The 14,417-nt window shown below is 38.7% G+C and carries 12 protein-coding genes; all 12 read left to right on the top strand.

The genetic code is table 11. From position 1 onward, the window contains the following. The first annotated feature begins 874 nt into the window (after positions 1–874). Genes AAC073_RS00480 through AAC073_RS00425 form a run of 12 tightly spaced genes read left to right on the top strand, consistent with a single transcriptional unit; the run spans position 875 to position 14,413 of the window. Positions 875–1,471, top strand: a complete 597-nt coding sequence (locus AAC073_RS00480; protein WP_339921863.1) for a DUF4255 domain-containing protein — start codon at positions 875–877, stop codon at positions 1,469–1,471. 2 nt (positions 1,472–1,473) lie between these two features. Next, positions 1,474–2,331 carry a hypothetical protein gene (locus AAC073_RS00475; RefSeq protein ID WP_339921862.1) on the top strand — a complete coding sequence of 286 codons (858 nt, stop codon included), beginning with the start codon at positions 1,474–1,476 and terminating at the stop codon, positions 2,329–2,331. Positions 2,332–2,342: 11 nt separating this feature from the next. Next, positions 2,343–4,316: a phage tail sheath C-terminal domain-containing protein gene (locus tag AAC073_RS00470; protein WP_339921861.1), complete on the top strand. Its 1,974-nt coding sequence runs from the start codon at positions 2,343–2,345 to the stop codon at positions 4,314–4,316. Between the two features lie 33 nt (positions 4,317–4,349). Continuing rightward, complete coding sequence (locus tag AAC073_RS00465) at positions 4,350–4,778, top strand: phage tail protein (protein ID WP_339921860.1); 429 nt, start codon at positions 4,350–4,352, stop codon at positions 4,776–4,778. 2 nt (positions 4,779–4,780) lie between these two features. Next, positions 4,781–5,221, top strand: coding sequence for a phage tail protein (locus AAC073_RS00460; RefSeq protein ID WP_339921859.1), 441 nt, complete (start codon positions 4,781–4,783; stop codon positions 5,219–5,221). Further along, on the top strand, positions 5,221–5,370 hold the full coding sequence (locus tag AAC073_RS00455) for a DUF5908 family protein (RefSeq protein ID WP_339921858.1): 150 nt from the start codon (positions 5,221–5,223) through the stop codon (positions 5,368–5,370). Before AAC073_RS00460 ends, AAC073_RS00455 begins: the two co-directional genes overlap by 1 nt. A 5-nt stretch (positions 5,371–5,375) precedes the next feature. Then, entirely contained in the window at positions 5,376–6,068 is a 693-nt protein-coding gene (locus AAC073_RS00450; RefSeq protein WP_339921857.1) for a LysM peptidoglycan-binding domain-containing protein, read from the top strand. A gap of 14 nt (positions 6,069–6,082) precedes the next feature. Continuing rightward, positions 6,083–7,804, top strand: a complete 1,722-nt coding sequence (vgrG, locus tag AAC073_RS00445) for a type VI secretion system tip protein VgrG (protein ID WP_339921856.1) — start codon at positions 6,083–6,085, stop codon at positions 7,802–7,804. A 7-nt stretch (positions 7,805–7,811) separates the two neighbouring features. After that, positions 7,812–8,105: a PAAR domain-containing protein gene (locus AAC073_RS00440; protein ID WP_339921855.1), complete on the top strand. Its 294-nt coding sequence runs from the start codon at positions 7,812–7,814 to the stop codon at positions 8,103–8,105. A 12-nt stretch (positions 8,106–8,117) separates the two neighbouring features. Then, a complete protein-coding gene (locus AAC073_RS00435; RefSeq protein WP_339921854.1) occupies positions 8,118–8,528 on the top strand; it encodes a GPW/gp25 family protein in 411 nt (136 codons plus the stop codon). A gap of 5 nt (positions 8,529–8,533) precedes the next feature. After that, entirely contained in the window at positions 8,534–11,725 is a 3,192-nt protein-coding gene (locus AAC073_RS00430; protein ID WP_339921853.1) for a hypothetical protein, read from the top strand. Positions 11,726–11,728: 3 nt separating this feature from the next. Continuing rightward, complete coding sequence (locus AAC073_RS00425; RefSeq protein WP_339921852.1) at positions 11,729–14,413, top strand: hypothetical protein; 2,685 nt, start codon at positions 11,729–11,731, stop codon at positions 14,411–14,413. The last annotated feature ends 4 nt before the right edge of the window (positions 14,414–14,417 follow it).

Raw genomic sequence — 14,417 nt, 5'->3', positions numbered from 1 at the left:
CTGGGTGAAAGGCAGGATTAAGCAAATTTAGTTGTTTTATAAATAGCTAATGTAGTTTCGAAGGGATATTTAGCAATGTTCATACTGAATTTGAGGTTTTTATAGGGCTGAAACTGATCGTGTTTATTGTTTAACCTATATTGATAGACCTATCGAAGACATTGAGTTGGTAGGCATTTTTTTTTGTTAAGGTGGCTTTCTCATTTGACACCCAAGTGAACTTGCAAAAAGGATTTCAGTGAGGAATTGATCATCAAGACTGTTCAGGACTAATTAAGTAGGGGATAATTGAGTAAACATTGCTAAGATGGAATGTCGCAAAAATTTTCATGACAAAAACCTATTGAAAGTATTATGTTGTTGGTTTATTTTGTTTTGAAGCTACCTTAACGCGGTCTCTTTTGATCCGTTGTCTACATGTTGAAATAGGAAAAGGACATTACAAATAATATTCATCATTATATTTTGTTGGTGAAAATTTTTATTTGGGATAATATAAAGTAAGGGGTTTACAAGCAATTAGCCTCACCTTTTATTCATTAGACAACTTAATTGAAATGGCTAATAATTGGTTAAATCCTAGAATACCGATATATAATCAAATCATAACATTTAGTTGCTAATAAATTGATCTTTTTAATTAAATTTTTACCTGTAAATGTTTGGAAATATTATAAATTTCCTTCAAATTGAAAAAGAGTTTATAATTTAGGTCTTGAGATAACCAACTGAAATAAGCAGCCTTTGTAAAGGTTTACTTGAAATTTTTCCCAGACTTTGATTACTACTTTTAAGTCAACTCTATTTGATTATGATCAGGGGTATATGCTGCTATGCCTATTGTTTTGATGTTTCATTTCTGTTTAACTGACCAATGATTTTTGAAGTTTTTCAAATATTAAAAGAGCAGATCAACCATTATTTTGAAGAAGTGGGGTTGGAAAACTCTGAATTAGTGATAGACAATATAGCCCTCGCTGAAGGTGCTGCAGAAGCTTCAGATGGGATGAGGGATAAAATGGTTTTGACACTTGTAAACCTTCATGAGGAGGGTACTTTGAAGAATTTTTCAAACCATAATGTCAGCATTAATAAAGTGCAATACAGGAACAGGGTGATTAACCTTCATCTTTTTCTGCTTTTCTCTGCTAACAGAAGTGTATACAGCAACTCATTAATAGACCTATCAGCAGTTATCAATTTTTTTCAAGGTAAAAAACGTTTTACCCAAGCCAATACGGTCTTCAATAGGGAACTTGAGGCGATGGAAAATGTAGGAGATTTCAACTTCACTATTGAGTTGTATACCCCAACTTTTGAGGAGATGAATTTTATTTGGGGCACTTTAGGTGGCAAGCAATTGCCTTGTGTTTTATACCAGCTTAATCTTCTCCCTATGGAAAGGGACAAGACGCATGGTGAGGGTCCATTGATAGAAAGTGTGCATTCAGACGTTAAAACCAAGAACTAACAATGTTATCTACTCAATATAAAAAATTGTTTTCTATTAAGGTGCACCACGCGTATCACCTTAATAGCGGTGACATTGAGTATGAAGATTTAGAAGATAACCTTAAGCAGTTAAATTTAAGGAAATACAATTGGCAGGATTTCATATCTATTAGTCCTACAAGGGCCACCGAAAAATTTTTTAAGCGTTTTCAATTGTTGTTTAAATATACCAATGAAGAATTGATTGTTTTTGCGAGGGTTTCAGAGCAGAATGTTCAGGAAAGTTTTATCCCTTTAGAGCAAGATCTCGTATTGGAATTTCTTATCAATTACAATGACCCTTATTTTGAAAACTATACGGATATTAATCCTCTTTCAGAAGAAAAAATCCTGCTTTCAAATTTTCTTCCAACGCATTTTCAGGGAATTGATTTTGATTTACTACCTCTAGAAAGTGAAGATAGGATGTTTTCGAACAATTTTCTTGTACCAAGTGAAAGTATTGACTCCTACTTTATAGATTCTTGGAGTCAAACGGCTGGTGCACATGCCAAAGGGCTACTCCTTATAAGAATGCAAGGGGAAAACGGTAACCTCAATGTAACCAACCTAAATGGTACGCTTAAATTAAACCCTACTGTCTTTAAGCTCCATTTTAACAATAGAAGTACTTTTTGGACCTACCTCCAGAATGCGAATAAGATCAGTGCAACTACCAACTCTCTTAAACCACTGACCAAAAACGGTTTCGTTCAAATTCAATCGGATTCAGATTTTGATGAACCCAATGATAATTTGAGTGAATTACAATTTCCCAACCCAAGTGTTGAGCGTATCAAGATAGAGGCAAACAATTATTATTCAGAAATTTATATTTAACAGGTTGAACCATGGCAGCAAATTATAGAACCCCAGGTGTATACATTGAGGAAATATCCAAATTTCCTCCATCAGTAGCCCAAGTAGAAACCGCAATTCCGGCTTTTATAGGTTACACAGAAAAAGCGCGAGAAAAAGAAGCTGACACAAGCGAAACTTTGTTCTTGGAGCCTAAACGCATCGTTTCATTATTGGAATATGAAACATTTTTTGGTGGACCTGATCCCGAAACAGGTCTTAAAGTTCAAGTAACTGAGGAAGCGGGTGAAAAAGCTATTCTAGTGGAAGCACCTGACCCAAATGACAAGTCGCCTTTCCTAATGTATTATTCCATGCAGGCCTATTTTGCCAATGGGGGTGGACCATGTTATGTGATTTCTGTGGGTATTTATGATGATGCAGATCCTGTTATGCCAGTGACCATGGCAGCACTCAATACAGGCTTGCAAGAGTTGGAAAAAGAGGATGAGCCTACTTTGATTTTATTTCCAGATGCGACGGCCCTCCCAGAAGCGACCGAGTTTTATTCCATCTACAACAATGCACTTGCCTTATGTAGAAAGATGAGAGATAGGTTTACGATTATTGATACCTATACAAACAACATGGAAACAGAAATTTCTTTGGAGACAGGAGTGAGGGAATTGATCACTTCCGATTTGGAAGAGAAAAAATATGGTGCCGTTTATTTTCCTTACCTGGAGACGATACTGAATTATAGCTATGATCCTGAACAAACGGAAGTGTCCCATCTTATTACTGATGCCTCTCCTGTTTCTGATATACTTGAGGAAGTTGATGATATATTGGTTGAAGCAGAGGGCATCATCACAGATTTGCCAGCTGAAGTGTCGGGTTATTCTGCTGCTGATACCACGGTTCAAGGGGGTACGGATGAAGAAGCGGTAACAAATAAAAGTACTGTTGTTGATCCATTGGATGCCATTGTCAATGCCCTGAACGAATTTGTAGGGCTAATGGCCGAAATTGTAGAGGATACCAATAATGTAGCAGCCATGGCGCAAGAGCAAGACGAGACGCTTGCAAATGTGGCTACTGAAGCAGCCAACGCATTGAACGATGAACTTGAAGAAGCTGGAGATCTGCCCACATTTATTGCGGCTCTACAGGGGCACCTCGATATTTTGAACGGAGACATCACTGGAGATGCTGTAAAACAAGCTTCAGGGGATGCCAATACCGCTTTGACAAATACCGACGTAACTGTATTGCTTCAGTCCGTCCTGGATTTGATAGATCCTGCAATATTGGACGCCATGTTGGATATCGAGGAGTTGGACATGGAATCTGATGGTGCGCTGGATGGTTTTGCCTTAAGTGACATTGAAGCCATAGACAGTGCTACTTATAATAAGATAAAAGCAGAAATTAATAGGGTGAAAGTTGTTCTTCCTCCCTCCTCACTCATAGCAGGAATTTATGCCAAGGTAGATTCCAATATTGGGGTATGGAAAGCACCAGCAAATATATCCTTGAATTATGTAGTCAAGCCAACTGTCAAGGTCACAAATGATATGCAAGACAGATTGAATGTTGATACCATCGCTGGTAAATCCATTAATGCCATCCGATCCTTCACAGGTAAAGGTACTTTGGTGTGGGGAGCCAGAACATTAGCAGGGAATGACAATGAATGGCGTTTTGTATCCGTCAGAAGATTTTTCAATATGGTGGAAGAATCGGTCAAAAACGCTACCCAACAATTTGTATTTGATGCCAATGATGCCAATACCTGGGTAAAGGTTCGTGCGATGATAGAGAATTTCCTCATACTTCAATGGAGAGCCGGAGCGTTGGCAGGAGCCAAGCCTGAGCAAGCGTTCTACGTTCGAGTCGCTTTAGGTCAAACCATGACAGCCATGGATATTCTCGAAGGAAAAATGATTGTGGAGATAGGAATGGCGGTTGTACGTCCAGCTGAATTCATCATTCTGAAATTTTCTCACAAAATGCAGGAATCTTGATTATTTGTTTTAACCCTTTAAATGTAAAATATCATGACTTATCCATTATCGAAGTTTCATTTCTCAGTTGATTGGGGTGGAACAATAATAGGTTTTACAGAAGTTTCTGGTCTAGATGTGGAAACTGAAGTAATAGAATACAGGCATGGCGCTAGCCCTGAATACAGTAAAATCAAAATGCCTGGCATGCAAAAATTCAGTAATATCACTTTGAAAAGTGGGACTTTTGCCGGAGACAATGAATTTTATGAATGGTGGAATACTGTAAGTCTAAACCAAATAGAGCGCAGGGACATCACTATAAAACTGTTGAATGAAGAGCATGAGCCAGTGGTTACTTGGAAAGTTAAAAATGCTTGGCCTACCAAAATTCAATCTACCGACCTAAAAGCAGATGGCAATGAAGTGGCCATCCAAACCATGGAATTGGTCCATGAAGGACTCAGTATTCAAAATGATTAATCATGGATAATATTTACCCCTATGTAAGTTTTCATTTTAGGGTTTCTATTTCGGGATTGGACGATACAGAAGATGCTTATTTTCAATCTGTTTCGGGTTTGGATGTAAGTATGGATGTAGAAGAATATGCCGAAGGAGGGGAGAATAGGTTCAAACATAAACTACCCGTAAAAACCAAGTATTCTAATCTGATCCTTAAAAAAGGACTTGCCGCTTCCACGGGGTTGACGGACTGGGTCAAGGAGGTCATGGAAAACTTTAATTTTGAAACCAGGACCATCACCATCGATCTGATGAACGAGGAACATGAACCTTTGATTACATGGAATGTGGTAAATGCCTTTCCGGTAAAGTTGGCAATCGATCCATTCAATGCTATGGAGAGCAAAATGGCGATTGAATCCATGGAATTTTCTTACCAATATTTCACAAGAATCAATTAATGGCTATAAATATAAAGGAGATGCATATCAAATTTCATGTCGAAGAGGCAGGGAAGGCGAAAAAAGGAGCATCGATTGACAAAGAGAAGGTTGTTGCACAGTGTGTGGAGCAGGTGATGGAAATACTTAAGCTTAAAAAAGAAAGGTAATAGTCATGAGTGAAGGAAAATTAGAGAAACTAAAGTTGGTTGCTTATAGCGATCCTGAATTCAGTGATAAAGTAGCTGATGGAGAGTTTTCTACTTTGCTCAACCCTGAAAAATACGCTTATCAATACAAAATAGAACAAAATGAGGACCAAGCTCCCGGGACCAGTGCTGCTCCTACCAAATTCAATAAAAAGCTGCCAGAAGAGCTCGATTTGGAGTTTCTCTTTGACAGGACAGGAATTGTAAAGGGTAAGGAAAGCAATGAAGATGGTGTCATAGATGACATTGAGCACTTTAAAAAAGTAATACTTAATTACAATGGAGAACAACACAAGCCTAATTATGTGATGATCTCCTGGGGTAGTTTGCTTTTTAAGGGAAGCTTGGTTGAAATGACAGTGGAATTTAAACTCTTTAGGCCTGATGGCACGCCACTTCGAGCGGTAGCAAAGGCTAAATTCAAAGGTTTTGTAGAGGATGATTTAAGGGCAGCAAAAGAAAACAGAAGCTCACCGGATTTGACCCATTACAGGATAGTGAAGGCGGGGGATAATTTACCTTTAATGACACAGCGAATTTATGGCGATCCAAAATATTATTTAGAGGTAGCCAGGGTAAATAAGCTTGTCAATTTTAGGAATCTTATCCCAGGTCAAGCCATATATTTTCCTCCCATAGAGAAACAAGGATCCGCATAAAATTTAAATAAACAATGATAGAGACTGGTGATATCGTCACTTTAGAAGTAATCGTATCAGGGAATGCGCTAGCTGATAACATACAGGTTATGAATGTTAGTGTTCAGCGCGAGTTGAATAGGATTCCCTATGCGAAAATCATGATTTTAGATGGGGATGTTGCCACAAGTGATTTTCCAATTAGCAATGAACAAACGCTAATACCTGGAAATGAAGTTGAAATATTGGCGGGCTATAGATCAGAGACCGTTACTATTTTTAAAGGCATCATTATCAACCATAAATTAAAGATCAGAGATGGAAGTTCTGTTCTGATGATAGACTGTCGGGACAAAGCATTTAAAATGGCAAACAGCCGAAAATCTGGCTATTTCTATTCGTCTAAAGACAGTGACTTGATGGAAGAACTTATTTCCAGAAATGGACTTGAGACAGAAGTAGCACCTACTAATTTTACACATCCAGAAATAGTACAATACCAATGTACCGATTGGGATTTCCTGGTAACCAGGGCACAGGCCAATGGAATGGTTGTAAATGTGGAAAACGGAAAGATTTATGTGTCAAAACCAGATCCAGCGCAAGGAAGCAGTCAGACGGTAACATTTGGAGACAGCATATATGAATTTGATGCAGAAATGGATGGTAGAAACCAGGTGCCAGGAGTATCTTCTTTTGGTTGGAATCCTACAGATCAGCAAATTATAAAGATAGAAGCCAACAGTCCTGGTATTGATCTCAATGGAAACCTGTCTCAAGACAAACTGGCGGATTTGATGAAGCTTGATCCTATTGAACTCAAAAACGGTGGTAAAATAGCCGATGTACTCTTACAAGACTGGGCAGACAGTAAATTGTTGTTCCAACAACTTGCTAAAACTAGAGGGAGAGTAAAAATCCAAGGGAATTCCGAACCTGCTCCCGGACAAGTAATCACACTAGAAGGTGTAGGTGAAAGGTTTTCTGGTGATGCTTATGTGTCCGGTGTTATGCACCAGATAGCAGAAGGAAATTGGACACTTGATGTACAATTCGGTATGGATCCAGAATGGTTTACCGATCAGGTCTCAATACATACCCAACCTTCCTCAGGCCTGTTGGCGGCAGTAAAGGGTTTACAGGTTGGTGTGGTTTCTCAATTAGAAGGAGACCCAGATGGGGAAGACAGAATTATGGTAAAATTTCCAGTGATAAATCCAGATGAACAAGGAATTTGGTGCAGGTTGAGTTCTTTGGACGCAGGAAATGAACGTGGTTTTGTATTCAGACCTGAAATAGAGGATGAGGTGATCGTAGGATTTATTAACGAAGACCCTAATCAGGCAGTAGTATTGGGCATGTTGCCCAGCAGTAGCCACCCTAGTCCTTTAGAACTTTCAGACGATAACCACCAAAAAGGATATGTGTCAAGGTCTGGGATAAAGGTGTTGTTTGATGACGAGTTGAGCAAATTGGAAATGGAGACGCCAACAGGAAAGAAAATTACGATGGACGATGATGTAGGAGAAATAATTATCACTGATGATCATGGCAATACCATCACCATGAGCGGTGACGGTATCGTAATGGAAAGTGGGGCAGATGTGACAATAAAAAGTACAGGAGACATCAACCTTGAAGGCGTTAATATAAATGTAAAATCTTCAGGAGAACTTAAAGCTGAAGGCAGTGCGGGAGCCACACTATCAAGTAGTGGATCCACGACTATAAAAGGATCATTGATACAAATTAACTAACAATAGAATGGGAATGCCCGCAGCAAGAATTACTGACATGCATGTTTGCCCTATGGTAAGCCCTGGGGGAGTGCCTCATGTGGGAGGTCCGATCTTACCACCTGGAGAGGCTACCGTTTTGATTGGGGGAATGCCTGCAGCAAGGGTGGGGGATATGGCCACATGTGCAGGCCCTCCTGACTCAATCGTGGCAGGTTCTTCCACCGTTTTCATCGGAGGAATGCCCGCAGCCCGAATAGGTGACAGTACCACCCATGGAGGGTCAATTGTGGCTGGATTTCCCACTGTGTTAATTGGTTAAAAAGAGATTATTATGGAAGAAGAGTTAGATTTTCTAGGTAAAGGATGGAGTTTTCCTCCAACTTTTGACAAAGATTCGGAAATGGTGGAGATGCGCTCAGGATTGATAGATATACAGGAAAGTTTATGGATACTGTTGTCCACTAGGCTAGGTGAAAGGGTGATGCAACCTAAATACGGATGTCAGCTTGATGAGTTGCAATTCGAAAATTTAAACAGAACAATCATTACTTATATATCTGAACTAATTCGCACTGCCATCTTGTACCATGAGCCGAGGATTGAAGTAGAAAAAATCGAAATAACGGAAGAAGAATTAATTGCCGGAAAAGTATTAATAAAGCTGAGCTATTTGGTAAGAAGTACCAACTCAAGGATGAACATGGTTTACCCTTACTATATCAATGAAGGGACATCGACTTAATTTTTATGCAGCCAGATAACTTAAATATTTTAAAGGTATTGTGGAGGAAAGGCACCTCACAAGCCATGAGAACAAACCCTGCCCTGGATCCATCTAACCTTGAGTTAATGGAATTGGAGCTTGGTGACTGGTTGCTCTTTGCCAATAATTTTGCCAAATTTATCCCCTTTTTTCCTGTCAACACCTCAAAACTGACCATTGATAATTGGCAAATCTTCTTCAAAGAGCTCTTGTCTGTTGAAGATGTACCCCAAAAAGGAACCCCTGCCTATGGGCAGCTAAAGGAGTCCATTCAGTTGAAATTGGATAAATTTTCCAAGGAGGGCACACTAAAGCCTCAGCTAACACTTCTTGTTACATTTTTACAACTATTAGAATATTCCAGAAGCCGACTAAACAATATTTCAAAAAGGCACCTGGATTTTTATTACAGCAATGTATTGCGCTTTTCTAAACTGCCAGCAATTCCTGATGAAGCTTTTCTGATCATTGAAACAGGAAAAGGGCCAAAGCCTACCTTAACCAAAGGATCCACATTTGATGGTGGGGTAGATGCCTCAGGGAAAAAGCTAACCTATGTTTTAGAATATGAATTTTTCCCAAACCTTGCTCAAGTAAGTCAATTAAAAAACCGCTTTGTTGACACTAACCAAAAGAAAATAACTGTAAGTCAGGTAGCCAATTCTGTAGATGGAAAGGGGGAAGCTTTTAAGGAAGAAAACCAAGGTTGGTGGCCATTTGGGCATGGCTTATCCTCTGTCTCCTATCCGGAATTGCAAAAGGGATCATTTGGTTTCGGTATATCATTGCCTTCATTATGGGCTTCAGCTGCTTCTGATAAGTATTTTAGTTTTGAACTTACTTTTAAAAAGAATTTACCATTTGCTGGTACGGGCAGTGATGTACGTCAGCTGTTTTCTGCTCAATACAGTGGGGAGGAGGGTTGGGAAACGCTTTCTCCAATTGACCATCCATTAAAAGGTGATTTCAAGAGTAGCGTCACAAATAATCGACTCAGAATTGTCTTATTCATCAGCAAGTCTCAGCCTGGAATAGTGGATCAACAGGAAAAAATTCATGGGGATAGCAAAGGAAAAGGAGCCCCTTTGATTTGGTTTGACATTGCCTGTATTTCTCAAAAAACATTCAATTGGATAAAAGGTCTTGGGGAGACTCCCTTAAAAAGCCTCGCTATTCGATCAAGTTTCAGTAATATTAGTACTCCCATTATTGAGTCTGATTTGGGAATACTCAATCCTGAAAAACCTTTTCAACCCTTTGGAAGTATTCCCAAAAAAGGCAGTAGCTTTTATATCAAATATCCCGAGTGGAAAAAGAAAAAACCTACCAAAGTAGCTGTAAGGGGAAAGTGGGCCAACACGCCTGATAATTTCAAAGATTGGTATTACGGCTACAGGGATTTAGGAGGACAATACCTGAGTAAAGACAATTATTTTTCACAACATTTTGTGCTAAGTGCCGGCGTATCGCAACCTGTTAAATCCTTTTTGTTACAACCAACTGGATTCAGAGAGGCTTTGTTGAATAATCAAATTTCTGTGAACCCTGCTCCGGATAATTTGATTGTAAAGAGCAATAATCATTTTAAAGCAAAGCTATCTTTGAATGACGGTCAAGGATGGACTACCAAAGTTGCTGAAGAGGTATTATTTGAAACGGATGCAGAAGGTTTCAAAACTTCCTTTGATATTGTACCTGGGAATGGCAAAGACCACCTCGATATAAGTGAGGGGATAAAGGTGACCCTTTTACAGTCCTTCTTATCTGAAATGTACCCTCGGCTATATGCACTGGCCATGTCCAGTGACCAACCAGATACGCCCATACCGAATGAGCCTTATACGCCACTTATGGAGTCCCTATTGTTGGATTACGAGACAGAAGATTCCTTTGAATTGGCATCGACCGCTGATTCGAGTTTGCAGCTGTTTGTAAGGGATGATTTTGGCTGGTATGAGGAAAATAAAACCACAAAAATAGCACTGTCCCATACCCCAGACAATGAGTTATATGCCATGCCTTATCCAGGAGAGGTTGGAGAATTGTTTATTGGTATATCCGGATTAGCCCCACTAGAGCAGTTGTCCTTATTGATTCAAGTGCTGGAAGGAAGTGAGAATCCTTCACAAACGGAATCCGATGAAAGTGATGCTTTGAAATGGTTTGTACTTGTAAGCAATTATTGGAAGAAATTAGAAAGAGAAAATATAATCTCTGACCAAACAGACAACTTACTTAAGTCTGGGACAATCACTTTTTCATTACCGGAAGAAGCATTTAACAGCCATCATAGAATGGACAATTCCCTCGTATGGATCAAGTTAAGTTCTCCAAAGAAATTTAATGCGACGAGTCGAATTCTTGGCATATTTTCCCAAGCTATTAAAGTAGTTTTATTGAACGATGACAATGATTTAAGCCACTTAAAAGATGGATTGCCTGCTGAAAGTATTGCTAAAATGGTAGAAAGAAAGGCAGGAATTAAGCGTATTTTTCAACCTTTCAATTCCTTTGGTGGTAAGGCCCCTGAACAAGATAAAAATTATTATATCAGGGCTAGTGAAAGGCTAAGGCACAAAAACAGAAGTGTATCCCTTTGGGATTTTGAACATTTGATCCTGCAGAAATTCCCTGATGTGTACAAGGTGAAATGCCTTAATCATACTTGTGCAGAATCCTTCTTATCTCCTGGTCATGTTATGGTTTTGGTAATACCTGACACCTTGAACAAGAATGTATATGATATCTTTCAGCCTACTTTTAGTGCAGCTAAACTCAATGAAATAACCCGTTTTCTTGAAGAGAAGTCTGCGCCCCAGATTAAAATAAAAGTGGTAAACCCTATGTATGAAGAGATAAAAATTAGGGTTCAAGTTAGTTTTTATCCAGGGGTTGATAAGGCATTCTTTATGAATCAGTTATCGGATGATATCATCAATTACCTTTCACCATGGACGAGCGGTGAAAATCAGAAAATAGATTTTAATAGTCATTTTAATAAGAGCAGCCTTGTGTATTTTTTCGAGAAATTGAACTATGTAGATTTTATTCAGGAACCCCGAATATTTCGAAATGGAATGGAAATGGGAAATGACATTCTACCTAGTACTCCAAAGCACATTCTGGTTTCAGCCAAATCTCATGATATCTCATTGTATGAACCTATTACAAGTTAATAGATGATGGATGAAAAAACATACCGCCCGCTTTCCAAGGATATTCATACCAGCGATGATTTGGACTTTCAGTTTCTAAAGGATGAAGGTGTAAAAGTAATCCAGCGCTTGGGAAGTAAGTTATGGACAGATTATAATACGCATGATCCTGGCATCACTATTTTAGAAATTCTGTCCTATGCCATTACCGATTTGGGTTTTAGACTTTCTTTACCAGTAGAGGATCTTCTGTTGGGAAATGATAAAGTCAGTTACCTGAATAAACATTTTCATATGGCGGCAGATGTCTTGCCCTGTAAAGCGCTTACAGTGTTAGATTATCGCATGCTGTTTATGGATATTGAAGGAATTAAAAATAGCTGGATTGAACCTTACAACAAGCAAGTTTATGCGGACTGCAAAAATCTCAAAATGGCGTATGATCCTATTGTCTGGCAAGGCATACCTGAAAAAGACAAAACTTCATTTCAGCTTAAAGGATTGCACAAAATTTTGGTAGATGCCTCTGATGAAATTCCTTTCGGGCAAATAAAAAAGAAGGTACTATTGGCCTATCATCAAAACAGAAATTTATGTGAGGATGTAGTAGAAGTGATTCCTGTAGAAAGTCATCCGGTTCAGGTCTGTGCTATAATTGATTTGAGTCCAGAAGCTGATGAAGAATTAATAGCTGCAAATATTGAATGGGAAATTGAACAATATTTCTCTCCGAATATCCACTTTTACTCTTTCGAGGAAATGCTTGATAAAGGATATTCAACTTACGAGATAATTGAGGGGCCCTATTTGAAAAATGGTTATTTGGATCCAAGGGAGTTGCGGGAAGCAAAATTGCGGGACAGAATAAGCCAATCCGACATTATTCAGTTGATAATGGATATTGAAGGTGTTGAAGGGATTCGGGACCTGAGCATCAACCATTGTGATGAAGACGCACCAAGAGGAGGATGGACAATTACAATTCCTGAGGGTAAAAAACCAAGTCTATGTGACAAGAGTAAATTTAATTTTTACAAAGGGCTGCTACCGATTAATGTTAATCAGGTTACAGTTGCAAACCATAAAAAATTAATTACCGAGCAAAATCTGGTTGAACAATATGAGTTAAAGGAAAAGGAGTTTGTACTCCCGGTACCGCACCAATATCCACTTGGCGACTATTATAGTATTAGGAATGATTTTCCAGAAGTTTATGGAATTGGGCCCTTAGGAATTCCTGAAAATGCTAAAGGTAAGGATCGACAAAAGAAGGCCAACCAATTGAAGGCCTATTTGACTTTTTTTGATCAAATCTTGATGAGTTATTTTAAGCACCTCACCGAAGTTAAAAACCTGTTGTCTGTATTTAGTACACCTGAAAGAACGTATTTTACGAAGACAGTAACGGACATTAGAGATCATAACGATTTTCTAGGAGATTTCTATTCCGATGGGTTCCTTTATGAAGACCTTCTGGCACCCTTTGATGAACGGAATAAAAGAAGTCAAAAATTAAAAGACCATCTATTGGCAAGGTTTGCAGAGAAGTTTTCTGATTATGCTTTTTTGATGAAAAAGATTTATGGATCGGGTGTAGATGAACAAGTTTTGGATACCAAGTCCTTTTTCCTCAAAGAATATGGAAAAATAAGTGCTCAGCGGGCTACAGCCATGAACTATTACAAGCAACCACCAAAAAACCTGTGGGACACAGGTAACACTTCCGGTTTTGAAAAAAGGATTGCTTTATTGATTGGGATTAAAGACTATTTTAGAAAAAATTTGTCTCGTTCTTTTGTTGAAATTTTCCCTACCACCACTTCCGAGGGGGAAGCGGCATTTAAATGGAGAATCTATGATAAAGATAAAAATGTTCTTTTAACGGCTAACAAATTCTATAAGGGCAGAACAGCTGCACACAAAGACATTTATCTGGTCATTCAACAAGTCAAGGCTGTTTCGGTTGAGACAATTGAAGATGCCATGAACCAATTTGAGGAAGTGCCTGAAGAAGGGTTTGATTTTGCCTGTTTTAAGGTGAGTATATCACCAACCAGAAGGTTTTCTTTCAGCATATTTAACCTGGACATAGCCGATCCAAATAACCCCGACTACCTTCTGGCTACCCAGCAAAAATATTTTACTTTTCAAAATTTTAGAAATGCACTTTTAAGTTTTAAAATATTTGTAAGTGAGGAGATGGACGATGAGGGGATGTTTGTAGTAGAAAACATTCTGTTAAGACCTGATTTCAATGAGGAGGACATAGATAAGCAACATTTTATGCCATTTTGTAAGGATGACTGTGGCCAGGGAAACTGCCTTGATCCTTATTCTTACAGGGTAACTATCGTATTACCCGGCAACTCTTTTAGGTTTGCCGATAGAGATTTTCGGGATTTCCTTGAAAATTTAATAAGAGAAGAGATCCCCTCCCATATTCTGGCCAAAATTTGCTGGATAGGAAGAGCCAGTACAGGCGATCTTGATCAAGAGGACCAGATGAGTCTTTTTGAGGAGGCTTATGCCAGTTTTCTTTCCGGACTAACAGTCGGAGATTATCAATACCATGAGCAATTTGTAAAAATATTATCTGAATTGCATTCAATTTATCCAACAGGCACCTTGTACAACTGTGAAGATGAGGATGAAAGTAATGCGATGCGAGACACCATCATTTTAGGAAGATCAAATTTAGGAACCATTTAATCCC

Origin of the sequence: uncultured Cyclobacterium sp., assembly GCF_963977555.1 — a bacterium.
Taxonomy (GTDB): Bacteria; Bacteroidota; Bacteroidia; order Cytophagales; family Cyclobacteriaceae; genus Cyclobacterium.
Note: the sequence above shows the minus strand (reverse complement) of the source record. Positions and strands in the feature narration are given on the sequence as shown.

Bases quoted from the DNA above. Each gene is read 5' to 3' on its own strand.
- AAC073_RS00480 (WP_339921863.1), top strand. From the start codon at position 875: ATGATTTTTGAAGTTTTTCAAATATTAAAAGAGCAGATCAACCATTAT.
- AAC073_RS00475 (WP_339921862.1), top strand. From the start codon at position 1,474: ATGTTATCTACTCAATATAAAAAATTGTTTTCTATTAAGGTGCACCAC.
- AAC073_RS00470 (WP_339921861.1), top strand. From the start codon at position 2,343: ATGGCAGCAAATTATAGAACCCCAGGTGTATACATTGAGGAAATATCC.
- AAC073_RS00465 (WP_339921860.1), top strand. From the start codon at position 4,350: ATGACTTATCCATTATCGAAGTTTCATTTCTCAGTTGATTGGGGTGGA.
- AAC073_RS00460 (WP_339921859.1), top strand. From the start codon at position 4,781: ATGGATAATATTTACCCCTATGTAAGTTTTCATTTTAGGGTTTCTATT.
- AAC073_RS00455 (WP_339921858.1), top strand. From the start codon at position 5,221: ATGGCTATAAATATAAAGGAGATGCATATCAAATTTCATGTCGAAGAG.
- AAC073_RS00450 (WP_339921857.1), top strand. From the start codon at position 5,376: ATGAGTGAAGGAAAATTAGAGAAACTAAAGTTGGTTGCTTATAGCGAT.
- vgrG (WP_339921856.1), top strand. From the start codon at position 6,083: ATGATAGAGACTGGTGATATCGTCACTTTAGAAGTAATCGTATCAGGG.
- AAC073_RS00440 (WP_339921855.1), top strand. From the start codon at position 7,812: ATGGGAATGCCCGCAGCAAGAATTACTGACATGCATGTTTGCCCTATG.
- AAC073_RS00435 (WP_339921854.1), top strand. From the start codon at position 8,118: ATGGAAGAAGAGTTAGATTTTCTAGGTAAAGGATGGAGTTTTCCTCCA.
- AAC073_RS00430 (WP_339921853.1), top strand. From the start codon at position 8,534: ATGCAGCCAGATAACTTAAATATTTTAAAGGTATTGTGGAGGAAAGGC.
- AAC073_RS00425 (WP_339921852.1), top strand. From the start codon at position 11,729: ATGATGGATGAAAAAACATACCGCCCGCTTTCCAAGGATATTCATACC.